This window comes from Streptomyces sp. A18, from assembly GCF_059026065.1.
Window position 1 is genome coordinate 89,343 of sequence record NZ_JBWLKL010000016.1, and the last position, 20,052, is coordinate 109,394.

Genomic DNA, 20,052 nt, shown 5'->3' on the forward strand with positions numbered 1-20,052 from the left:
TCAGGATCCTTCCAGCGCGGCTGAACCCTCCAGCCCAGGAGAGCGGGGTCCTGAGACGAAGGCAAGGACATCGGGGACCGCTTCGCGCAGGCTGCCGAAGTGACGATGCACGCCGTCCACCGCCGTAGGGGCGTTGACACCCCACACCGTCATCCCGGCACGCAGTCCGGACTCCACCCCGGAAGGAGCGTCCTCGATGACCAGACAGTCCGCCGGCCTGGCACCAAGACGCGCGGCTGCCTGCAGATACGGCATGGGCGACGGCTTGCCTTCCACCACGGCGGCCGCGTCCACGAGGACCTCCGGGACCGGCAAGCCCGTCCGTGCGAAGCGTCCACGCACCCGGTGCTCATAGTTCGACGTCACCAGTGCCCAGGAGCCGGGCCGCAGAGCACTGAGCAGCTCCGAGGCGCCGCCGAAGGCCGTATAGGCGCCGGAGCGGACGTCCTCGTCCTCCAGTTCGTGCAGTGCGGCAAGGCACTCGTCGGGCGCCCGGTCCGGGGCAACCTGCGCGAAGGTCTCCATCGGCCTCGTCCGCAGCGCCACTCGGTAGACCTCGTCGGGGTCAAGTCCGTATCGCTCTGCCCACGTTCGCCAGATCCGGCGCTGATTGTCCACGGCGTCGATCAACGTGCCGTCAACATCAAACAGAACGTACCTGGTCGTGCCGCTCTGGCCGGGTTCACTGGTCACGCTTCGATCCTGCCATCAGGCCCTGAGCGGGCGGGCTGCGGGAGACGTCTCAGGTGCCGGATGGTTGATCGTCGACGGCCTGCACGGCTGAGTCATTCGAGGAGACGAGGCGCGGACACCGCTATTCGACGTTGCGCGCCAGAATCCCGAGGGTCGCGCGCAGGCCCGCCTCGGGGATGACCGGGAAGATGCCCGCTTCCCGGTACCGCTCCTCGATCTGGCTCCAGTCGTAGTACGAGGTGGTCAGGGTGCCGCTCTCGCTGGGCTCGAGCCGGTAGCCGTAGAGGTGCCGGATGGGCGGCTGTATCTGGCCTGAGATGGTCCATTCGATCAGAGTGTCCTGCTCGAACTTCGTGATGATCACGGTGACGTCGTACTTGCCCAACGGGTAGTCGTTCAACGCCTCACGGTCCATGTGGACGACGAACTCGTCACCGGCTCCGCTCGCGGGTTTGCCTTCGGCGGACTGCAGCATGCCTGAACTGTCGATCGCCACGTGTCCGGCGGGGTCGCACAGCAACGCGAAGATCTTCTCCGGGGGCGCGGCAATCTGACGCCGCACTTCGAATCGCTCTGTCGTCATGTGGGCCACCCTCGCACGATGACGGATCCCGGGACCAGCGGGAGACCGCGATCTCCATGGGCGGAGACCGAGGCCGGGTAGCGGAACGTGTGTACGGTGTGGGCGTGATCGACAGGGGCGGGTTTCGACTGGGTACTGAGGCCGCGCATCGCCTCGCGCTGGCTGATTGCTGCGAGATGGAACAAGGCCTGAGCGAGGCCGAGTTGAGGCACGTCGAGGCGATGTTCGGCTTCGAGTTCTCCGCCGACCACCGCGCCTTCCTGGCGGCCGGTTTGCCCGTGGCCTCGCCGCCGGAAGAGGGAGCAACCTGGGAACAGCCGTGGCCGGACTGGCGTCACGCTGATTCCGAGGATCTTCGGTACCGCCTTGAGTGGCCCGTCCGGGGTGTGCTGGACGCCGTAAGGATCGGTTGGTGGGAGCAGTCCTGGGGGCAACGTCCAGCAGGTGAGTCGGCCGCGGTGAAGGTGGCCGAACGGGAACTCGCCGAGGTGCCGAAGCTGGTGCCCATCTACGCGCACCGTTTCGTTCCTGCCGGGCGTGGCACTCACGGGCACCCGGTTCTCTCGATGTGGGGCACCGACATCATCTGCTACGGCCAGGACCTGGCCGACTACATCGATCGCGAGTTCCGAGAGGCCGCCGATGACGCCCTTGGGAACCCGAAGGCGACCGTCGCCTTCTGGAAGAACTTCCTCGACTGAGGAGCCCTCGGGCATGAGGCCGCTCAGCGCGGCCCTGTCGACGGCTCGCTTCCCGAGCCCTGGTGCCGTCTGCCCGCCTCGACGCCCGGGGCGATGCCCGTGCCGTAGCGTGTGTAACAGGCATGTATTAGAGGGAGGCCGGGCGGAACGATTCCTGAACCGGGTGGGTCTTGGTGATCAGTAACGCTCGCTCGTACCGAGTAGACGGCACCACCGCAAGGAAGAAGAAACGATGCGCGCCAAGAAGATCACCCTCGTTGCCCTGGCCCTCACCGCGGGTCTCTCACTCACCGCCTGCCAAGGGGACGAGGACTCAGCCGCGAGCGGGAACGGCTCCGAGGCCTCCTCCTCGTCCTCGTCCTCGTCCTCGGCCGAGACCTCCGGCGGCAGCGGCGCATCCGACGAGAACCCCACGCACACCGGCGACGCCTCGAACGCGGACGAGTCCGACCAGGGCAGCGGGGGCGGGCAGATCACCACCGGCCTCTGCAAGACGGCGAACCTCGAGTTCAGCACCGCCCACGGCATGGGCGAGGGCGATCTCATGGTCAGCCTCAAGAACACTGGTGGCGACGCCTGTTCACTCAAGGGCTTCCCCGGAGTCGACCTCAAGGCCGACAGCGGCCCCGGAGGTCTCAGCGCCGAGCGCAGCAAGCTCGCCGCCCCGGCCGTCGCCCTCAAGTCCGGCGAGACGACCCGCTTCACCCTCCACACCCCGCGCAACGACAGCGGCGGCTCGGGCCTGGACATCACCAGCATCGTCGTCACTCCGCCCAACGAGACGCACTCCAAGACCCTGCCGGTCTCGCTCAACCTCCCCGTCACCGACAAGGCCGTGGGGACCGTCACGGTAGACCCCGTCGGCACCGGCAAGCAGTAGCCGGCCCCCGGCCTCTCGTCCCGGAGACGAGGATCCCTGTCAGGGTCCGCAGAACTCCGCCTCGAGCACCGCGTTGCTGTCACCCGTCCAGTCGCCGTTGAAGTTGAAGGCCAGCGAGTGACGCCCGTCCTCGGTCGTCACCGCCTCGGTGGTGGAGCCGAGGATGCCGCTGCCGCCAACGCGGTCGTGCCCAACAGGGCGGTTCCTACTGACATCTGCGGTCCGTTTCGTCGATGGGGGCGTCGGTGCGGATCGTCGCTGTGATCGACCGACGGCCATTGCCACGAGGGACCAGGCGGGCAGATGTGAAGGTTGCTTGCAGCCAGGCGAGTTGAGCGGGTTTCAGCCCTTCTTCGTCAGGCCGTGCCCGCACCCAGGCCCGACAGGAACTCGCAGGCCCCTCGCACCCTGGTGCGGAGGACGCCTTGAGTTGCAGAGCAGTCCAGGCGCACGTCCAGGGGACCAGGGGCGGCGCCCGTGTCTGCCCGTCGTCTCGCGGGCAGCGTGGAGGGGGCGAGGCCGTCGCGGCGAGCGATCAGGAGGCCGAGTTCGTGACGGCTCACCGCGTCCCGCCCTGCGATGTGATGGATTCCGGCGCGATCGGAGGACGCGAGTTCCAGAATCGCCGCGGCGAGGTCCGACACATGCACCGGGCAGCGGACGTCGTCGGTGAACAGGGCGCCCTCCCTGCGCCCATCGGCCAGCTGATGGACGAGCTTCTCGTGCTCGGAACCGCCGCCTCACGAAGGTCCCGGCAACAGCGTGCCCGGAAGCTCTCGCCTGCCGTGCAAGTTCCCCGCCGAGGAATCCGCCGGCCCCGATGACGAGCAACGTCATGAGCCGACACACGATGCCGTGCGGCCTGCGCGCACGGCGCCGTCTCGACGTCGGTTCATGTCCGGCCGCTCGACGGGGGCGGGCAGGGGGAACGCGTCAGGCATGCAGGGTCGGCCGGTAGATGAGCTCCTGGGTGTGGCCGTCGAGCGTGCGGTGCTCGATCAGTTCGAGGTCGAAGTCGGCCGCACCCCGGAAGATCGGGTCAAGACCGGTCTGGCCGGTGATCACCGGGAAGAGTGTCACCTGGACGCGGTCGACCAGACCGGCGGCCATCAGCGAACGGTTCATCGACAGGCTGCCGTGCGAGCGCAGCGGGACCGGGGACTCCTTCTTGAGCCGGGCGACGACGTCGACCGCGTCACCGCTCGCGACGCTCGCATCCGGCCAGTCGAGTGGTCCTTCCAGGGTGCTCGACACCACCGTTGCCGGCAGGTTCCTCATCCGCGTGACCCATGGGTCGCGCACATCGGAATCCTCGGTGCTCGATGCCAGCATCTGCGCGAACGCCCGGTATGTGTTGGCCCCGAAGACCATCCGCTGTTCCTCGCCGTAGAGGGCGAGGCGGTGGTCGAGGAGCTCGGGGCCCTGCTTGCCCCAGTAGCCGGTCCAGCCGCCGCTGGCGGCGCCGAAGCCGTCGAGGCTGGAGAAGACGTCGAACGTGTACGTGACGGTCATGATGCTCTCCTCGGGTGCGGTTGAGCGCGTACGGAACTACAGACTGGAGCCCGCGGCGATACTCATCGCCGCTCAGGGCAGCTTCGCCGGGCACAGGCGCTTAGGCTTCGCCGTGCCGTCGAGCTTGGCATCCACACAGCTGCCAGGCAGTGAGCCGTACTCCTTCTGGCCGAAGTTGGCGGTCACGGTCAGCTTCCCCTCGCCGAACTCCGATCGCTGCACTGTTCCGTCCTCGGTGAGCCGTTCGTAGCTGGTCATCCGTTCGGTGCCGGCGGCCTTGTGCAGCGGCTCGAAGTAGCGCTGGAGCGCCGCCATCTCCTGGCCCGTGGACTTCGGGTTCTTGTCCCCCAGCGTGAAATTGAGCGGAGTGTTGTAGAGGGCGGACATCAGGGCCCGGTCGGTCTTCTGGTCCGTGAGCTTGTTGTACGGCATTTCCCAGCGGTCGGTGTTGATGACGGAGCCGTGCAGTGCCGTTTCGTACAGGGGGATCCGGTAGCGCGGGTCGTACATGGCCTTCGCCAGCGCGGACGGCAGCCTGACCTGCTTGAAGAAGAACGCCGGCTCGCCCTGGGGCGCGTAGCCGCCCCACGTCGCCTTGTCGTTCTCCAGCTTCCACAGGCCGTCCGCGACCGGCGTCTGCCCGCCGTGGTTGAAGGAGAGCACGGGGGCGGCCCAGGCACCCGCGGACTCGGAGCCGAGGACGAACTTGTCGTCCGAGGCGAGCCCCCGCATGCGCTCCAGGCGGTTGGCGCGGTCTTGTTTCTTGTTCATGCGATGGCCCTTGCTGCTGTCGGTGAACAGCTCGCCCGCCGCGTCGACATCCAGGAAGTAGCTGTCGGCACCATTGGCCGTCATCCGCTTCGCCCGGTCGTCCAGGTAGTGCTTGCTGGACTCGGCCTGCTTGAACGCCTGGGAGCTGAGATAGCAGCCGCGGCCACCGAAGCCCTCCTTGACCTCGCCCTTCCAACTCCGTATGCAGAAGTCGGGGTAGACCGTGCCGGGCCACTTCGAGGAGGGGTTGTCGGCACTCGCAGAGGGCTGGCCGTTGGCGTAGGAGTCGTACGGGCCGACCACGTAGCCGTTCCGTTGCGCTGCGCGCACGGCCTGCTGGTCCATCGGCTGCTCGTCGGCGTCGTAACCGAGCCAGAGTCGGGAGACGCCGAGCTTGCGCAGCTCGTTCACGCCCTTCGCCGTACGGGCCTCGCCCCAGGCATAGGCGTGCACGGCCCCGAGCAGCCGCTCGACCTCGGGGTTCTCCCGGATCTTCTGCTTCAGGGAGCGCGTCTTGCCGTGTTCGTCGAGATAGTCGCGGTAGCCGGTGGCGGAGGAGACCGGGGAGGAGTCCGTGAGGGAGAAGTGGACCGTGTAGTCGCGGGTCTGCTCGCGCTGCGAGAACTCGTGCCGCGCCGTGGAGGCGATCCGGCCGTCCTTCGAGGAGAAGCCCAGCGAGGTGCCGACCTCCTCCGGCACGATGTAGCTGACACCGTGCTTGCCCTGGGTGTAGCCCCAGGCCGGAAGCGTGAGGCCGCCCGCCAGTTCTGCCTCGGTGTCCTGCAGCCCGGCTTCGCCGGAGTTCCAGAAGGTGTCCCTCACCGGGACGCGTAGGCCCTCGCCGCGCGGGATCTGCAGGGCCCCGTCTGCGCTGGGCGCGGTCCTGGGCCAGGACAGGTTCTGGTCGGCCTCGGAGTGGACCGTCATGCGCAGCCGCCCGCGATCGCTTTCCGCCGTGACGGTGAGCTTCTTGCCGGGGTACGACCAGCGGGCCGTGTCGCCGTGCACGGTCACCGTGCCGGGCCTGCCCAGCTGCTGTCCCGCCGCGCCGGACACCGGGAGCATCGCTCCGTCGTCGGTGTGTCCCGTGACGCGCAGCGACCCGGTGTCCACGCGTGCTGTGCCGCCGCGCACGGGGAAGTCGACCGTGCTGCCGTGCACCTGGGGCGGCCCGGCCGTCTCACTGCCGCCCCGCGGCGGCCCGGCCATCGCCAGGTAGCCGACCGACGCCGTGGTGGCGGTCAACGCGACGGCCACGCTGATGCCGTACGTACGAATGCGGCGCCGGCGCCGTGCGCCCGCGAGGTCACCGTGCCGGGCCCTCTGCGCCTGATTGCTGTGGCTCTTCACGTAGTTCACGGGCGTGAGCATCGGGGGTGAGCGTAAGAAGATTCTAAGAGCCCCGCCTCCGGGCGCTTCGGTGTGGGCGGGCGGGGGGCGAGCACCCCGGCGTCCGCGGGGCTTGTGCGCCGCTCGGCAGGTGTGGCCGGTCATCTCCCGAGGAGGGTGACGAGTTCGGCGACGGGGGCGGCCGGGTTGGTGGGGTGCAGGGCTTCGGTGCGGTGGACGAGGCGGGGTGCGGAGAGGGGAACGGCTGCCGTTCCCGGCACTTCGGCGGCCGCCGTGCGAGGGAGTACCGCCAGCCCGTGCCCGCCGGCGACGAGGGTCCCCACGCCTCTGATGTCCGTTCCGTGGCAGGCGACTTGGGGGCGGAAGCCGTCGGTGCGGGCGGCTGCGCGGAGTTGGAGCAGCGGGATGGCGGTATCGGGTGCGTCCAGCCAGCGCGCGTCGGTGAGATCCGGCAGTTGGAGGGATTGCCGGTCTGCCAGAGGGTGGTCGGCCGGGAGCACTACGGCCAGGGGCTGTTGCGCGATGGCCGTGGTGGTCAGCGGACCGGGGTCGATCAGCGGCAGCGGGTCGGTGGGTGCGGCCGCCCCGTCCACCAGAGCGAGGTCCGCGTCTCCGGCCATCACGGCCGCCACCACTTCCTCGCGCCCGAGTATGTGGAGTGACACCGCAAGGCGGGGGGAGTGACGGCGGGTTCGGGCGAGCGCGTGGGCGAGGGCGGGTGTCAGCGCGAGGGGGCTTGCGGCGATGGTGAGTCGCGTGGAGGGCGTTGCGTGGAGACGGGCGATGTCGGCACGGGCCGCATCCAGGCGCAGCAGCAGGGGCCGGACATGCTCCATGAGGCGCTCGCCCGCCCCGGTGGGCCCCACCGGCCTGCGTTCCACGAGCTGGGCGCCGAGGTCCGCTTCGAGCGCGGCGATGTGCTGCGAGACAGCGGACTGGGTGTACCCCAACTCCTGGGCGGCGGCGGAGAAGGAGCGGTTGTCGACGACGGCGACGAAGGTCCGCAGAAGGTGTGGATCCATGTGCATCAGTATCGCTAATGCAGCGTGCATCAATCATCGTTGGACGTGATGTGGTGGCGGCCCCGACGATGGACGCATGAGTCCTGCCGCACGCATCGCACTGGTCGCAGACCGTTCCGACCATGTCCGCTCCCACACGCGCGTTCCCACCCTCCTGGAGGCCCTTCGTGCCCGCGAGGGCCTCGACCTGGACGCGTACTGGATCCCCACCCACGAGGCCCAGGCGGGGGTCGACGGCTTCGACGCCGTCTGGGTCCTGCCCGGCAGTCCCTATCGCAGCGAGGCCGGAGCGCTCGCCGCGATCCGCACGGCCCGGGAACAAGGCATCCCCTTCTTGGGGACGTGTGGTGGCTTCCAGTACATGCTTCTGGAGTACGCACGGTCCGTGTGCGGGCTCGGCGATGCCGTGCATGCCGAGAACACCCCGAAGACCGGAGACACCAGAGACACCGAAGACGGCGGAGGCCGGGCCGTGGACGAGGTGATCACCCCGCTCGCCTGTTCTCTGGTCGGTCACGAGGGTGCGATCGTCCTCACGGCGGACTCACGGACGGCCCAACTCATCGGCGCCCAGCGGACAGTGGAGCGCTACCACTGCAACTACGGTCCGAACCCCGCCCATGTGGAGAAGCTGCGCGCTGCCGGGCTGAACTTCACCGGCACCGACGAGAGCGGCGACATCCGCGTCGCCGAACTGCCCGGCCATCCCTTCTTCCTGGCCACCTTGTTCCAGCCCGAACTGCACGGCGACGGGACCCGCCCCCACCCGCTGATCACCGGGTTCGCACAGGCCGCGCTGCGGCATGCGGCGAAGACGCGGCAGGCGGTGGAAGCGCGATGAGCGGAAGTGAAAGTGGGGGCGATGCCGACGGCGGCCCGGATCAATCAGAGCCGGGCGGGAGCAGTGAACCCAAGGGGCCGAGATCGAGATTGAGGTCCTTCATGGTCAGACCGTATCGATCGCAGAGCTCGCTCATGCGCTCCTCAAGAATCATCAGCGTCATACCTACGCGCTCCTCCTGATGCTCCGTCAAACCCCCCTGGTCTACCCGATGCAGAGCCGTCCGCTCCATGAGCTGGCGCAGCAGTTCCACGATGGTGAGGACGAGCTTGATGAGGTCACGCTCAACTGTCTCGGGGTCGGTCTTGAGACGTTCCGGGATGCTGCGGCGGTCGGGTTCGTCCTCTTGATGTGCCGGCAGGAGACCGAAGGAACTGGCTGCGGCCTGGGCCACTTGGTGGAGGTCGGCGCCTGCGTCCGGGGTCAGGTCCGTGGCCCGTACGCCGTCTTGGCAGGCGGAGGCGGGTGGTCCGGGTGCGGGCATGCCGTCCTGGCGAGGGGATGCACACATGGGCGTCCTCCTGTCTATGAGGCTCGCGTGTCGGCGGGCCAGGCTCTCTTCGTCCGTCCGGTGGAGTCCTCGGCGGTGAGCCGTGCGACATCCCTCACCACGGAGCGGGATGGTCCGGGGTGATCGAGTGGATGACCGCGCGCAGGTTGATGCGTACGAGGTCGACGTCCGCCACGGACAGGACCAGGTCACCGGTGAGCACGGCGCCGCCGGTCAGCAGACGGTCCAGCAGGTCGATGAGGGCCACCTGCCGTCCCGGCGGCTCGTCGTCGAACCCGGTCGAGGTGACATCACCGCTCATGACCGGGGCCCGTCCCGTCATCCTGCCCCTGCGCCATGTCGCGCTCGGCCCACTCGGTGAAGGAGTAAGGCACCCAGGGGCCGGTCACCTCGACGCTGACGCCCGGCGTGCCCTCGGCGACCTGCTCGACGGACCGGGCGAAGGCCTCGGCCCGGTCGGCGGGGACGAGGTAGGCATCGTTGGAGAGGTTCTCCCCCTGCCGTGTGGCCAGTTGACCCTGCTGGGGTCGGTGGCTCACCCGGGCCCGCGCCAGTCCCGTCGCCCGTTCCGCGGCGTGGGCGACGACCGCGCCCGCACCACGGTAGACGCTGCGCTGGTTCTGACGCTGAGCCCGGCGCCGTTGGATGTAGGAACGCCCGGGGCTTTCCGTGGCGAGCTGTTCGTCGGGCTCGGGTGCCGGAGGAGCGGACTGCGGGTCGGCGAACACCTTGACCCCCAGCTCGATGTTTCCCTCCAGCAGGTCCAGCGCGCGGGAGAAGCGCTCGGCGCGCTCGGCCAGCATGGCGCGGACTCGGTCCTCGTCGAGATAGACCGTGGTCATGCGCAGGGGCAGGACGGAGGCGACCCGGTGCGCGGCCTCGACCGTGTGGTGATGGCCGCGGGCGATCTCCTCCAGCCGGACGAGATCCTCCATCTGCTCCTTGAGGGCCTCGGTGTTGAACCGGTCGGCGGGCACATCGGCGACCAGCGCCGCGAGGCCGCCCTGCCGCAGGAGCCGCGGCGGTGTGCCCAGGCCGCCCAAGGTCGCTGCCGCGTCCTCCAGCGGTGACCCGTCTCGGGCGACCGCGTAGACGTAGACCAGGGAAGCGGTGTCCCTGGTGTCCCCGGTCTCCTCGCCGTCCGTGGTCCGCGCACGGTCCTCGTCGGCGTCCGGCAGGAGCTGCCCGTCAGCGGTGGTCATCATTCCGCCTCGCTTTCACGTGCGGACTTCGCAGTCCCGGCGGCGTCGATCGCCTGCGCCGAACCGCCGCCGGCCGCGGCTCTCAACTCGGCCACTTCGGCGCGCAGCCGCTCGATCTCGGCGGACTCCTGCGACTTCTGCACGGCGCGTGTCTCCTGCGTCTCCGCTGCGCCCTGGACGGGGCGAGCGCGTGAGGAGAGCGACGGGTCGTGCTCCCACCAGTCGATGCCCATCTCCTTGGCCTTGTCGACGGAGGCCACCAGCAGACGCAGTTTGATGGTGAGGAGTTCGATGTCGAGGAGGTTGATCTTGATGTCGCCCGCGATGACGACGCCTTTGTCGAGTACGCGTTCCAGGATGTCGGCAAGGTTCGCGGAGCCGCCCTGTGAACCGTACGGAGAGGGCGTGGACGTAGAGCCAATCCGGTTGGCGAAGGAATCGGACATTGTCGAATCACAGCCTCGTTCGTGTCACAGCCTCGTTCGTGGGGTTCTCGGCGGCGAGGGCGTCAGCGGTCCAGGCCACGGAGATGAGGTGAGGGGCGCTGCGGTGCCTGTCAGCGGCGGGCGGCCACACCCTCCTCCTCGATGGGCTCGTCGATCTCCTCGACGTCTTCGTCGTCGACGTCGTCCTCATCGTCGTAGGCCTCCGCGTCCGCGTCCTCGACGCCTTCGACATCCTCGGTGTCGTCTTCGTCGTACTCCTCGTCCTCGGAATCGACCTCGCCATCGACCTCGGCGCGGGGCTCGCCGTCCTCGTCGACGGCCTCGCCCGCATCGTCCTCATCGACCTCGTCGACCTGGTCGTAACCGTCGTCCTCGTCGGACAGTTCCTCGTCGTCCCGGGCCTCCGCGGACGCGTCGTCCTGGGAGTCCTCGCCCACCTGCTCTTCGTCGGCGATGGCGTCGTCGTGGTCGACGGTCACCTCGCCGTCGCGGATCTCCCCCCGCCAGCCGTCGGTGGCCTCTCGGCGCATCATGATGAACTTGCGGTAGAGCTTGAGGTCCAGGCGTGCCCGGCGGCCCTGCGCGCGCCAGATGTTGCCGGTCTTCTCGAAGAGACCCTTGGGGAAGTACTCCAGGACGAGCAGGACACGCGTCAGATCCTCGGTGATGCGGTGGAAGGTCACCACACCCTTGACCGTCCCCTTGGCGCCCTCAGTCGTCCATGTGATGCGCTCGTCGGGTATCTGCTCGGTGACGTTCGCCTTCCAGCTTCGGGTGGACTTGGCGACCTTCACCGTCCAGTTGCTGGTGGTGTCGTCCGCCTTGTCGACGCTCACCACGCCCTTGGCGAAGGAGCTGAACTCCTGGAACTGGGTCCACTGGTCGTAGGCCTCGCGCACCGGGACGCCGACGTCGATGTCCTCGCTGATGACGACGGACTTCGAACCGCCGCCGCCCTTGCCCTTCCCCTTGCCGAAGAGGCCCTTCACCTTGTCCTTCAGGGCGCCCTTGGCGTGCTCCGCGCCTGCGGACATGGCGGCCTTGGCGGGGGACTTGCCCTCGGCGAGGGCCTGGCCTCCCTTGCTGAGGCTCTTCATCATGCCGCCGCCCTGGCCGGGGGTGCCCAGGTTCGTGACGCTCTCCCCGAGTTTTCGCCCCAGGGACGAGACCGTCTGTTGCGCTCTGGCCTCGAGGTACTTCTTGAGGTCGTCCTTGAGTTGGTCGGTGGCGGGGTTCTCCACCACGTTCTTCTTCAACTGGGCGAATGTCGATTCAGCCACGGTCGTCGCCTCCACCCTGCTTGGTCTTGGCCTGCTGCTTGCGCGCCGGCCGCTCCGTCTTCTTCGCGGCTCCCGCCGCCGCGCCGGACGACCGCTTGCCGGTCGAGCCGCTGCGGGAAGCCGCGGCGCTCTTGCTCGTGCTCTTGCTCGTGCCCTTGCTGCCGTTCGAGCTCTGGCCGGGGTGTGAGCGACGGTGGGGCGGCGTACTGCGTTGGGCGCCGGCCGACTTCTCGGCGCGTGCGCTCTTGGAGCGCGTCGACTTGGCCGGCGCCTTTGCCGGGGCCTGCTCGTCTCCTGGAGCCTCGTCCGCCGTTGACTCGTCCTCCGGAGCGTCACGCTCGTCCTCGTCGTCATCCTCTCGACGCCCCTGCGTGCCAGGGGAGTTGAGAGCCTCGGTGCGGTCCTGCAGCGAGTCCGACAGGCGCGTCATGCGCTGCGTCAGGGCCGATCCTGCAGCCGATTTGGTGGCATCGACGAGCTCACCCCGTACCTGGTCGCTCAAAGCACTCAGCGCGGGACTGTCCTTGACGAGCTTCCCGATCTGCTGAGGGTTCAGGCTGAGCTTCTTGCCCGCCAAGAACATCCCCAGCCCGATGGCCAGTTTGGCCTTCTTCGTCCGTCCCAGCAGGTACCCACCCACTACGGCGGCGCCGATCTTTCCATTCGTCATCATCGTCTACACACCTCTGTACGGCATTGATGGTCTTCGGTGTTCCATCGGTCGCCTGCGGCTGTTTGTGCCAGGCCAGGCGGTGGAGATCATCGGCGGGCGTCGATTCGGGCCAGATGCGCCTGGAGGACTTCCAGGCGGTCGAGCAGCTCGTCTTCCTGCTCGTCGAACTCGTCCTCCGTGATCTTCCCGGCGACGAAGTCCTGTTCCAGCCTGATGAGCTCTTCGTGAACCGGCGCGGGGTCGTAATACTCCCGCTCGGCGGTCTCGGTGACCTGTTCCAGCACCCACATCGTGCCGCGCACCGGTGCGAGCGGAAGCGTCAGAAGTCCGGTGATCAAACCCATCCGGCTTCACCTGTCCCGTAGTTGGGCCTCGCGCTACTCGCGTTCCTCGCGTTAAGGCGTCTTCATACGAAGCTGTAGGCGGGTAGCGGCCCGTGCAGGTAGTACGTGTAGGCATCGCCCCGCTGCTCGGCATCCTGGTGAACGGCCTCGGAGAAAGCGGCGGCCTTGTCCCGTTCCACCAGGAACGAGACGTTCATGAAGTGCTTGCTGGTCGGGTCCGAGACGGACGAGCCGACGGCGTACGCGGATAGGTTCTGCACGATGCTGTCGCTGTCGGCACTGTGCCGGCTCGTCACCCGCTGGGAGATCAGCTCGCCGAGACGCACCTTGGCGTCATGCGCGTCCGGCTGCTCCCGGGTCTGCTCGTTGAGCTGTCGCACCTGGTCATCGGTGGCGATGATCTCCCGCAGGAGGTCCTCCTCCTCACGCGTGACCTTCAGGTTGTACTCCAGGCGCCCGTCCAGTTCCTTGAGCCGCTCGGTGTACACACCGACGTTCTCCTCCAGGGCCTGGGTGACCGCGTCGTCGTCCGGTCCCACCAGGCCGAAGCGCATGGGGAGTACCGCTCCATCCGCCATGAGCTGCTCGAGTACCGCCTCGTGCGCGGCCAGGTCGCGGCGCTTGGCGCGCAGCCCTTCGGGAGCCGTGCTGACCACCGCCGACAGCGTCGACGTACTGACCGTGCGCAGTGCGGAACCTTCCTGGCCGACGCCCTGCAGGCCGTCCATCCTCAGGGGGTGCTCGGCGGGCGTGATGGCGTAGATGTATGTGGGCATGGGTCAGCCCTCCTGCCGGCGGCCGGCGCGGCGGTTGCTCGATGAGGCGGTCTTGCGGGGCTTCTCCTCGGTCTGCTCGTCGGAGTCGTCACGGCCCTTCTGGAAGGAGTCGGAGAACGCCTCCACAGCGCCGGTCAATGCTCCTCTCGACTTGCCCTTGGCCCCGCTCTCGGTCATGTCGCCGACCAGGTCCGGGAGCTGGCTCGGGGCTTTGCGGCCCGACTCCAGGTCGAGGCGATTGCACGCCTCGGCGAAGCGCAGATAGGTGTCGACGCTGGCGACCACGACGCGGATATCGATCTTGAGTATCTCGATGCCGACCACGGACACCCGTATGAAGGCGTCGATGACCAGACCGCGGTCGAGAATGAGCTCGATGACGTCGTAGAGGGTTCCTGACCCGCCACCGCCACCACTGGTCGCGGGGGCACTCGTTTGCTGTACGACACTCATGCTGTCTCCTCCTGGTACGGGTGGGCGGACGGGAGCGTGCGGCCGGAATCAGGGGCGTGCCGGAATCAGGGACGTGCCGACTCAGGTCCGGTCGATCTGCCCCTTCGAGTAGCGCTTCTTCTGCTCGAAGCCGGTGAGTTGCCCCTGCGCGTCGATCTCGACGCGGTAGCTGGCCATGACGCTTGAGGTGTCCGGGATTCTTTCGATCTCCGTCATCTCGACATCCGCCGTCCATCCCTCGCCGTGCTTCTTGAGCGAGGACACCGCGTACGCGTCACGCCCGACGAGCTCGCCCAGTTGCGCCGCCGCCGCGCGCATCGCCTCGGCCGCGGAAATGGGCTTCGGCCGTCTTCTCGCGGCAGGTTGGTCTTTCTTTGGAGGGGCCTCATTTTGTGCGCTCATGTTTCCTCCTTGCCGTGCGGTGCCGCCGTGCGGGGGTGTTCTCCAATTGCTGTCATCCCCTCATCCAGTGATCGCGTAGCCCGGCGAGTGCCCTGCCTCGAAGCGTGTATGCAAATGCGCCGGAGAATTTTTCGGACCACGCGATCCGACTGCATTGCCCTGCCTGAGTGGGTAATGCCACGTCATAAGAAGCAGCTAAGCGACTCTGCTCAACAAGGCATTATCACCGTACGTAAGGGGTCAGATCGTGGGAAACAGGGATGTGGGCGAGGCCCGGCCTGGGGTGGCCCCGGACGCCCCCACATCCCTGTTCGCGGACTTCCGTCGGATGGGAGCGTGGCTTTACCACCGATACCAGCGGCTCTTGCGGCCACCGCTTCCCGTCGACCGGGCGACAAACCCGATGAGCCAAACTGCCAGCAAGATAACAGCAACCCACCACAAGGCCTTGAGGGCGAAACCTGCACCGAACAGAAGCAGAGCCAAGAGAAGAACTACCAGCAGTGGAACCATCGTTATCAACCTCCTGGCAGCCGCGTGCCCTGACCTTGCTCCGCCACGCGTTCAAATGTGTTGTTTCTTGCGAAGGTTCGAGGGCACACTCACGATTTCGTGTTCCGCGACCATGGGCCCTCCGCAAGGAGCTGCGATCGGCCGGATGTCGCCTGTTCGCGGTCGTGCCCATGCCAATACGCTGTGCGACCTTCGCGTCCCTGGGGGGTCTCGTGAACGGTGTCCGTGCGGTCGTCGTCTGCCTCGTGCTCGCGTGTGCCGCGGTCCTGGCACCAGGTGCGGGAGCGACGCCTGCCACAGCCGCGAAGCCGAGTTGGTCGGCATTGCCGGTGCCGGCGGCGGCCCCGCCGGTGACCGTGTCCGATCTCGCCGCTCGTGGGCCGGGTGAGGCGTGGGCGACCGGGTACGAGCACGCAGCTGACGGACTGCGGCCGATGCTGTACCGGTGGGACGGCAAGAGGTGGAGCCGGGACGCGTCCTTTCCGGGCGCCGACGAGCTGGGTTGGCTCGGCAAGGTGCAGTTCGTCGGCGATGAGGTGTGGATCCTCCGCGACCGAGTGGGGAAGGGCGAGATCCTGCGCCGGTCGGCGGGAGAACGGGGAGAACCGGGAGAGTGGAGTGCCGTCCCGCTGCCGCAGACCCTGTGGACCTACCAGGACTTCACCGCGGTGCCGGGTGCCGCGTGGGTGGTCGGTGAGGACGACACCGGCCTGAAGGTGTTGCGCTACGACGGCTCCAGCTGGGCCGAACAGCCCACCCCGGATGGCGTGTTGTACCTGATGGGCATCACCGCGCGTACTGCCACCGACGCCTGGGCCTGGGCGGACACCAACACCGGTACCACCGTCCTGCGTTGGGACGGCACCGAGTGGCGGGACGCGAAGGTGCCGCTGCCGCCGGACAGCAACGTGCACACGATCCTGCTCGAGCCGTCCGGGCGGGTCACCATCGGCGGCAGCCAGTACACCGACGGCGTCCCCCGCACCTACCTGATGACCTGGAACGGGCACGCCTGGCGCACCACCCACCCACCGCTGGGCGACACCTACACCGAGGCCATGGTGCGTGGCCCGGACGGCGCGCTGTGGCTGCCGGTGCGCAGCGACCGCGCGTTCCAGTCGAAGTACGCACGCGTGGACGGCCGTCGCACCACCTTCTCCTACGGACCGGAGCGCGCCGACGCGATCGACGTCAAACCGCGTGCACTGGCGAAGGCCGGGTCCTCACTGCTGTCCTTCGGGACCGCCGAGATCTACGGCTCGAAACCGAACCTCATGAGCGAGCGGCTGGAAGGCTGACATGGCACGCAGACTGCTCGTCGCGGCCCTCGCTGCCGCCATGACGATCGTGACCGTCATGACCTCGGCCGCCGCGGAGACGCGGTCCTGGGAACACGTCCCGGTCCCGGCGCAAGTTCGTCCGCAGGCAGGACTGAACGAGGCCGTGGCATTCGGGCCGGACCGGGCGTGGGCGGTGGGAACCGACGCCGTCGGCCGCGAGGCGCCGGGCTTCCCGCTGATGCTGCGCTGGGACGGAACCGCGTGGCAGCGCCAGAGTCTGCCCGGGATCCGCTGGCAGGGAGAGCTGCTGTCCATCGCCGCGACCTCACCGACCGCGGTCTGGGCGGTCGGCCGCGACTCGGCGGGCGGCGCCCACCTGCTCCGCCACGACGGCACCGCCTGGAACGAGAGTCGCGCGCCGCGCGGTGTCGTACTGACCAAAGTCGTCGCCGGTGGCGGCGAGACCTGGCTGATCGGTTCACGGGACGGCGCGCAGGTTCTGCTGCGCTCGGACGGGCGCGGCTGGCGGGACGTGCCGGCGCCGCCGGGATCCGTGTACGGCCTGCACATCCTGGCGCCCGACGACGTCTGGGCCGCGGGCGCCGGCAACTCGGGTGCGGCCGTGTCGCACTGGAACGGGCAGGCATGGGAGCAGACGATCGTGGACGGATTCCCGCGGTCGGCCGTGAGCAGTGTCCTCGCGGTCTCACCGACGGAGGTCTGGGCGGGCGGAACGGCCGGGTTCGTCGGCGGCCCGCCGGGCCGCCCGATTCCGCCACTGCTGGTCCGCTGGGACGGGCAGGCGTGGAGCAGGGTGAGCGTGCCCACGGACTTCGGCTCGATCAGCTCACTCACGCCCACCGAGTCCGGCACGCTGGGCTGGGTCGCGGTGGCCCGCTCCCAGAAGTGGGGCCCGCCGGGCAGCAATCCGCCGTTCGTCCCCGGCCCTGACTTCCTCGCCTGGAACGGACAGTCGTTCACCGAGCACAGCGAACCGGCGGTGCCCGGGGAGGGCGAATCCTGGGTGCTGCGCCTCGCACCCGTGCCGGGCACGGACCAAGTGTGGTCGGTCGGCCGCGCCGACGGCCCCGAGGGGACCTTCGCTCCGCGCATTCTGGGGTTCGGCTGAGATGGAGTGAGGGCGGCACCCAGCAGTTGGTGGAGCGGGGAAAAGGAGCGCCGCTACCCGCCGTGCAGCACATGGCTCGGCAGCGTCTTCGCCCGCGCACTCCAGGCGCCCTGTCGACCCCGCCACGCGCCCCTACCACGGCAGGCCCTTCGAAGTCCTGCGCGCCGAGACAGTTTGCTCTCCCGCTGATATCCATCACGGCCGTGGGCTCGGCGGTCAGGAAGGCTGGACCTCGTCGAAGAGGGCGATGGCTTCGGAGGGGTCCGGGCTCACGAGGCGCTCCAGTCCCGCCGTCGTGATGTTCGCCCACGTGCCGGCCCGTTCCCACATCTGCTCCTCGAAGGCGCGGACGGCCTCGTCCAGTTCTCCAGGGCTTGCGGCGGCCGTGACGGACTCGGCGAGTTCGGCGCCTTCCAGCATCGCGAGGTTGGCACCCGCTCCCAGCGGGGGCATGAGGTGGGCGGCGTCGCCCAGCAGCGTCACGCCGGAGACGTGGGCCCAGGTGTTGGACACGGGGTGGGTGTAGAGGGGGCGGTGGACGAAGGCCGTGCCGTGGCGGAGGAGGTCGAGGACGGGTGTGGCCCAGCCGTCGAACAGGGCAAGCAAGCTTGAACGCACGGCCTCGACATCGGCCGGGTTCCGGGCCGCCTGCTGGTTCGGGCCGGTTTGCTGGTCCGGCTTCGGGTCGGGGGTCGGGGCCGGATTCGGGTGCCAGTCCAGCTCCACGCGGAACTGGGCGTACACCTTGACGTGGCCGCCGCTGTTGCGCTGGGCGACGATCGCGCGGTTCACGCCGTACACACCCACGGAACCGTCGCCGACCAGCCGGGCGAGGTCGGGGTGGCGGGTGTCGACGTCGTCCAGGGATGTCTCCATCAAGGTGACACCGGTGTACTGCGGTGTCACGGACGAGACCGCCGGGCGGACCTTGGACCAGGCGCCGTCCGCGCCGATCACGAGATCGTACGTCTCCTGTCGCCCGTCCCCGAAGTGGACCAGCACGCCATCCCGGTGCTCCGGCACCACCTCCGTCACGGTCCGCCCCCACTGGACGTCCAGGGGCCCGAGCAGCAGGTCGCGGAGTTGCCCGCGGTCGATCTCGGGATTGGCCTGGTCACCCGGGCGGGGCTGCCAGTCGCGCAGGACGGTCCCGTCCGTGTCCAGGATGCGCATGGCCTGCCCCTCGGGACGGGACAGCGCCTGGAACTCCGCCAGCAATCCCGCCTTTTCCAGCGCCAGTTGGCCCAGCCCTTCGTGCAGGTCCAGCGTGCCGCCCGGGGGACGCGCGTCGCGTGAGGGATCGCGTTCGAGGATGGTGACGGGATGGCCGTGACGGTGCAGGACGCGGGCGAAGGCAAGGCCGGCGGGACCGCTGCCGACCACGGCGATACGGGGTCTCATGCCGATACAACGTACGGCCCTTCACCAAGCCGCCCTCGCCCTGTCACTGAACTGAGACGAGGAGTCCGGGCACCCTCACGAGCGGGACCGCAGAGTGACAGCAGGGCGCGAACGCCGGGGACTTCACTGGACGTACGACTCGAGCGTGCCGCGGCGCCTGATGTCCAGCGTGGCGCAGTGGAACGAGCCGCCGAACGGCGCGTAATGCAGAAGTTCGCAGGGGATGGGCTCGAACCCCCACCCTTCGAGCGCGCGCAGCATGTCGGTGTGGTGCCGCTCCACGATGACCCGCTTCTCGTCGATCATGAGCACGTTCATGCTGAGCCATTTGCCGCACATTGACGTGAGCTTGAGCAGGCGCTCGTCGATCGGATTGGGTTCGGGTGCGATGAGGACGTCCCAGGAGCTCAGGGCGTCGGGCAGGTGGTCGACGTCGACGTATTCGGGGTTGATCAGCACTTTGCCGGGCGCGAGCGGGAGGAGTGTCGTGTCGATGTGCATGGGTGCACGGCAGCTGCTGGCGACCTCGTGAATGCGATAGGCGGGGCCGAGGTGGCGGCGCAGCCACGCGATGCCCATCTGGTTGGTGACGTTGCTGCGTGTGACGAACAGATCGTGTCCCGCCCGCACGAAGTCAGCCGCATCGAACACCGGCTCGTGCTCGGTGAGGATGTAGCGCATGGGCTCGTCGGCTTCGGGGGTGGAGTAGTCCGCATCGAACAGTGCGTCGGTGAGCTGCGGCCGTGGTGCCGCGGTCCAGCGCGCGCCGCGCCGGAAGTAGTCCTTGAGGATCGCGCGGTAGGAGTGGGTCTCGAAGTACCGGCAGGGCCACGCCATCGGTGTCTCGATGATCTCGTCGCCGATCACGAGCAGGCTGTCGCGCGGGCAGGCGTTGCAGAAGCCGTGCGAGGACCAGTCGGGGGTCTTGAACGGCTCCTTGTGCCTGACCGAGTCCGGGCGTCTGACCGTGATCCCGAGGGAGCGCAGGAGATCGACGAACTGGTCGAGTTCTTCCTGGGCGGGCTCGATGAGCCTGCTCGGATACTCGAAGCCTGCGGCCAGCCCTTGCAGGCGGGCTGCCCAGGGCGGGATGTTGCAGGCCACGACGGGATGGCTCGAGGGGATCACCGCGCCGTCGAGGCGCCCGACGATGATCTCCTCCAGCGGGTCCCATTCATTGTGGGAATTCACCGGCGAAACGAGTGGCTCCGCGAGGTTGTGGGGCATGGTGGTCCACCGCCTTCACTCATCCAAGTCGGTAACCCGCTTTGCCTGATTTTACTCAGGGA

The 20,052-nt window shown here is 68.4% G+C and carries 23 protein-coding genes and 2 pseudogenes; 5 read left to right on the forward strand and 20 right to left on the reverse strand.

The annotated features are described in order from the left end of the window. Positions 1-693 (reverse strand): HAD family hydrolase, encoded by a 693-nt coding sequence (locus tag AC5P1C_RS24370; RefSeq protein WP_493868044.1) that lies wholly within the window; start codon positions 691-693, stop codon positions 1-3. Positions 694-814: 121 nt separating this feature from the next. Then, the gene (locus AC5P1C_RS24375; RefSeq protein WP_493868045.1) at positions 815-1,276 is read right to left on the reverse strand and encodes an SRPBCC family protein; all 462 of its coding nucleotides are present in this window, start codon (positions 1,274-1,276) and stop codon (positions 815-817) included. 104 nt (positions 1,277-1,380) lie between these two features. Between AC5P1C_RS24375 and AC5P1C_RS24380 the strand changes: the two genes are divergently transcribed. After that, the gene (locus AC5P1C_RS24380; RefSeq protein ID WP_493868046.1) at positions 1,381-1,977 is read left to right on the forward strand and encodes a hypothetical protein; all 597 of its coding nucleotides are present in this window, start codon (positions 1,381-1,383) and stop codon (positions 1,975-1,977) included. Positions 1,978-2,209: 232 nt separating this feature from the next. After that, on the forward strand, positions 2,210-2,857 hold the full coding sequence (locus AC5P1C_RS24385; protein ID WP_493868047.1) for a DUF4232 domain-containing protein: 648 nt from the start codon (positions 2,210-2,212) through the stop codon (positions 2,855-2,857). Between the two features lie 39 nt (positions 2,858-2,896). Here AC5P1C_RS24385 and AC5P1C_RS24390 read toward each other — a convergent pair. The 5 genes and pseudogenes from AC5P1C_RS24390 to AC5P1C_RS24410 form a co-directional block, all read right to left on the reverse strand. Continuing rightward, positions 2,897-3,031 (reverse strand): annotated as a pseudogene (locus tag AC5P1C_RS24390) (peptidase); the annotation flags it as partial. 182 nt (positions 3,032-3,213) lie between these two features. Then, a pseudogene (locus AC5P1C_RS24395) lies at positions 3,214-3,594 on the reverse strand (sugar nucleotide-binding protein); the annotation flags it as partial. A gap of 196 nt (positions 3,595-3,790) precedes the next feature. After that, positions 3,791-4,369 carry a dihydrofolate reductase family protein gene (locus AC5P1C_RS24400; protein WP_493868048.1) on the reverse strand — a complete coding sequence of 193 codons (579 nt, stop codon included), beginning with the start codon at positions 4,367-4,369 and terminating at the stop codon, positions 3,791-3,793. Between the two features lie 72 nt (positions 4,370-4,441). Further along, positions 4,442-6,511 (reverse strand): glycoside hydrolase, encoded by a 2,070-nt coding sequence (locus tag AC5P1C_RS24405; protein WP_493868049.1) that lies wholly within the window; start codon positions 6,509-6,511, stop codon positions 4,442-4,444. A gap of 119 nt (positions 6,512-6,630) precedes the next feature. Next, positions 6,631-7,512: a LysR family transcriptional regulator gene (locus AC5P1C_RS24410; protein WP_493868050.1), complete on the reverse strand. Its 882-nt coding sequence runs from the start codon at positions 7,510-7,512 to the stop codon at positions 6,631-6,633. A 76-nt stretch (positions 7,513-7,588) separates the two neighbouring features. On the opposite strand from AC5P1C_RS24410, the gene AC5P1C_RS24415 reads away from it, so the two are divergent. Continuing rightward, positions 7,589-8,353 (forward strand): CTP synthase C-terminal region-related (seleno)protein, encoded by a 765-nt coding sequence (locus AC5P1C_RS24415; RefSeq protein ID WP_493868051.1) that lies wholly within the window; start codon positions 7,589-7,591, stop codon positions 8,351-8,353. Positions 8,354-8,393: 40 nt separating this feature from the next. On the opposite strand, the gene AC5P1C_RS24420 is transcribed toward AC5P1C_RS24415, so the two are convergent. The 11 genes from AC5P1C_RS24420 to AC5P1C_RS24470 all read right to left on the reverse strand — a co-directional run bounded on the left by AC5P1C_RS24420 (position 8,394) and on the right by AC5P1C_RS24470 (position 14,953). Further along, entirely contained in the window at positions 8,394-8,864 is a 471-nt protein-coding gene (locus AC5P1C_RS24420; RefSeq protein WP_493868052.1) for a gas vesicle protein K, read from the reverse strand. A gap of 94 nt (positions 8,865-8,958) precedes the next feature. Further along, on the reverse strand, positions 8,959-9,165 hold the full coding sequence (locus tag AC5P1C_RS24425; protein WP_493868053.1) for a gas vesicle protein: 207 nt from the start codon (positions 9,163-9,165) through the stop codon (positions 8,959-8,961). Further along, positions 9,155-10,066 (reverse strand): GvpL/GvpF family gas vesicle protein, encoded by a 912-nt coding sequence (locus tag AC5P1C_RS24430; RefSeq protein WP_493868054.1) that lies wholly within the window; start codon positions 10,064-10,066, stop codon positions 9,155-9,157. The genes AC5P1C_RS24425 and AC5P1C_RS24430 overlap by 11 nt, the downstream gene beginning before the upstream one ends. After that, positions 10,066-10,512 (reverse strand): gas vesicle protein, encoded by a 447-nt coding sequence (locus AC5P1C_RS24435; RefSeq protein ID WP_493868055.1) that lies wholly within the window; start codon positions 10,510-10,512, stop codon positions 10,066-10,068. Before AC5P1C_RS24435 ends, AC5P1C_RS24430 begins: the two co-directional genes overlap by 1 nt. Positions 10,513-10,622: 110 nt before the next feature. Then, positions 10,623-11,792, reverse strand: coding sequence for an SRPBCC family protein (locus AC5P1C_RS24440; RefSeq protein WP_493868056.1), 1,170 nt, complete (start codon positions 11,790-11,792; stop codon positions 10,623-10,625). Next, positions 11,785-12,465, reverse strand: coding sequence for a hypothetical protein (locus tag AC5P1C_RS24445; RefSeq protein WP_493868057.1), 681 nt, complete (start codon positions 12,463-12,465; stop codon positions 11,785-11,787). Before AC5P1C_RS24445 ends, AC5P1C_RS24440 begins: the two co-directional genes overlap by 8 nt. A gap of 86 nt (positions 12,466-12,551) precedes the next feature. Next, positions 12,552-12,809, reverse strand: coding sequence for a gas vesicle protein GvpG (locus tag AC5P1C_RS24450; protein ID WP_493868058.1), 258 nt, complete (start codon positions 12,807-12,809; stop codon positions 12,552-12,554). A gap of 62 nt (positions 12,810-12,871) precedes the next feature. Then, a complete protein-coding gene (locus AC5P1C_RS24455; protein ID WP_493868059.1) occupies positions 12,872-13,585 on the reverse strand; it encodes a GvpL/GvpF family gas vesicle protein in 714 nt (237 codons plus the stop codon). Between the two features lie 3 nt (positions 13,586-13,588). Beyond that, entirely contained in the window at positions 13,589-14,038 is a 450-nt protein-coding gene (locus tag AC5P1C_RS24460; RefSeq protein ID WP_493868060.1) for a gas vesicle structural protein GvpA, read from the reverse strand. Positions 14,039-14,119: 81 nt separating this feature from the next. Then, positions 14,120-14,440 carry a gas vesicle protein GvpO gene (locus AC5P1C_RS24465; RefSeq protein ID WP_493868061.1) on the reverse strand — a complete coding sequence of 107 codons (321 nt, stop codon included), beginning with the start codon at positions 14,438-14,440 and terminating at the stop codon, positions 14,120-14,122. A gap of 342 nt (positions 14,441-14,782) precedes the next feature. After that, a complete protein-coding gene (locus tag AC5P1C_RS24470) occupies positions 14,783-14,953 on the reverse strand; it encodes a DUF5670 family protein (RefSeq protein ID WP_493868062.1) in 171 nt (56 codons plus the stop codon). Positions 14,954-15,165: 212 nt separating this feature from the next. Here AC5P1C_RS24470 and AC5P1C_RS24475 point away from each other — a divergent pair, with 212 nt between their 5' ends. Together AC5P1C_RS24475 and AC5P1C_RS24480 are read left to right on the forward strand one after the other, a co-directional pair. Then, on the forward strand, positions 15,166-16,251 hold the full coding sequence (locus AC5P1C_RS24475) for a hypothetical protein (RefSeq protein ID WP_493868063.1): 1,086 nt from the start codon (positions 15,166-15,168) through the stop codon (positions 16,249-16,251). A gap of 1 nt (position 16,252) precedes the next feature. After that, positions 16,253-17,362 carry a beta propeller repeat protein gene (locus AC5P1C_RS24480; protein ID WP_493868064.1) on the forward strand — a complete coding sequence of 370 codons (1,110 nt, stop codon included), beginning with the start codon at positions 16,253-16,255 and terminating at the stop codon, positions 17,360-17,362. Between the two features lie 216 nt (positions 17,363-17,578). Here AC5P1C_RS24480 and AC5P1C_RS24485 read toward each other — a convergent pair whose 3' ends face one another. Next, entirely contained in the window at positions 17,579-18,763 is a 1,185-nt protein-coding gene (locus AC5P1C_RS24485) for an FAD-dependent oxidoreductase (RefSeq protein ID WP_493868065.1), read from the reverse strand. Positions 18,764-18,886: 123 nt separating this feature from the next. Then, on the reverse strand, positions 18,887-19,990 hold the full coding sequence (locus tag AC5P1C_RS24490) for an amidinotransferase (protein WP_493868066.1): 1,104 nt from the start codon (positions 19,988-19,990) through the stop codon (positions 18,887-18,889). Between the last annotated feature and the right edge of the window lie 62 nt (positions 19,991-20,052).

What these genes read in the sequence shown, in the direction of transcription:
- AC5P1C_RS24375 (WP_493868045.1), bottom strand. Translation starts at nt 1,276, where the DNA reads ATGACGACAGAGCGATTCGAAGTGCGGCGTCAGATTGCCGCGCCCCCG.
- AC5P1C_RS24385 (WP_493868047.1), top strand. Translation starts at nt 2,210, where the DNA reads ATGCGCGCCAAGAAGATCACCCTCGTTGCCCTGGCCCTCACCGCGGGT.
- AC5P1C_RS24400 (WP_493868048.1), bottom strand. Translation starts at nt 4,369, where the DNA reads ATGACCGTCACGTACACGTTCGACGTCTTCTCCAGCCTCGACGGCTTC.
- AC5P1C_RS24405 (WP_493868049.1), bottom strand. Translation starts at nt 6,511, where the DNA reads ATGCTCACGCCCGTGAACTACGTGAAGAGCCACAGCAATCAGGCGCAG.
- AC5P1C_RS24410 (WP_493868050.1), bottom strand. Translation starts at nt 7,512, where the DNA reads ATGGATCCACACCTTCTGCGGACCTTCGTCGCCGTCGTCGACAACCGC.
- AC5P1C_RS24415 (WP_493868051.1), top strand. Translation starts at nt 7,589, where the DNA reads ATGAGTCCTGCCGCACGCATCGCACTGGTCGCAGACCGTTCCGACCAT.
- AC5P1C_RS24420 (WP_493868052.1), bottom strand. Translation starts at nt 8,864, where the DNA reads ATGTGTGCATCCCCTCGCCAGGACGGCATGCCCGCACCCGGACCACCC.
- AC5P1C_RS24425 (WP_493868053.1), bottom strand. Translation starts at nt 9,165, where the DNA reads ATGAGCGGTGATGTCACCTCGACCGGGTTCGACGACGAGCCGCCGGGA.
- AC5P1C_RS24430 (WP_493868054.1), bottom strand. Translation starts at nt 10,066, where the DNA reads ATGACCACCGCTGACGGGCAGCTCCTGCCGGACGCCGACGAGGACCGT.
- AC5P1C_RS24435 (WP_493868055.1), bottom strand. Translation starts at nt 10,512, where the DNA reads ATGTCCGATTCCTTCGCCAACCGGATTGGCTCTACGTCCACGCCCTCT.
- AC5P1C_RS24445 (WP_493868057.1), bottom strand. Translation starts at nt 12,465, where the DNA reads ATGATGACGAATGGAAAGATCGGCGCCGCCGTAGTGGGTGGGTACCTG.
- AC5P1C_RS24450 (WP_493868058.1), bottom strand. Translation starts at nt 12,809, where the DNA reads ATGGGTTTGATCACCGGACTTCTGACGCTTCCGCTCGCACCGGTGCGC.
- AC5P1C_RS24455 (WP_493868059.1), bottom strand. Translation starts at nt 13,585, where the DNA reads ATGCCCACATACATCTACGCCATCACGCCCGCCGAGCACCCCCTGAGG.
- AC5P1C_RS24460 (WP_493868060.1), bottom strand. Translation starts at nt 14,038, where the DNA reads ATGAGTGTCGTACAGCAAACGAGTGCCCCCGCGACCAGTGGTGGCGGT.
- AC5P1C_RS24465 (WP_493868061.1), bottom strand. Translation starts at nt 14,440, where the DNA reads ATGAGCGCACAAAATGAGGCCCCTCCAAAGAAAGACCAACCTGCCGCG.
- AC5P1C_RS24470 (WP_493868062.1), bottom strand. Translation starts at nt 14,953, where the DNA reads ATGGTTCCACTGCTGGTAGTTCTTCTCTTGGCTCTGCTTCTGTTCGGT.
- AC5P1C_RS24480 (WP_493868064.1), top strand. Translation starts at nt 16,253, where the DNA reads ATGGCACGCAGACTGCTCGTCGCGGCCCTCGCTGCCGCCATGACGATC.
- AC5P1C_RS24485 (WP_493868065.1), bottom strand. Translation starts at nt 18,763, where the DNA reads ATGAGACCCCGTATCGCCGTGGTCGGCAGCGGTCCCGCCGGCCTTGCC.
- AC5P1C_RS24490 (WP_493868066.1), bottom strand. Translation starts at nt 19,990, where the DNA reads ATGCCCCACAACCTCGCGGAGCCACTCGTTTCGCCGGTGAATTCCCAC.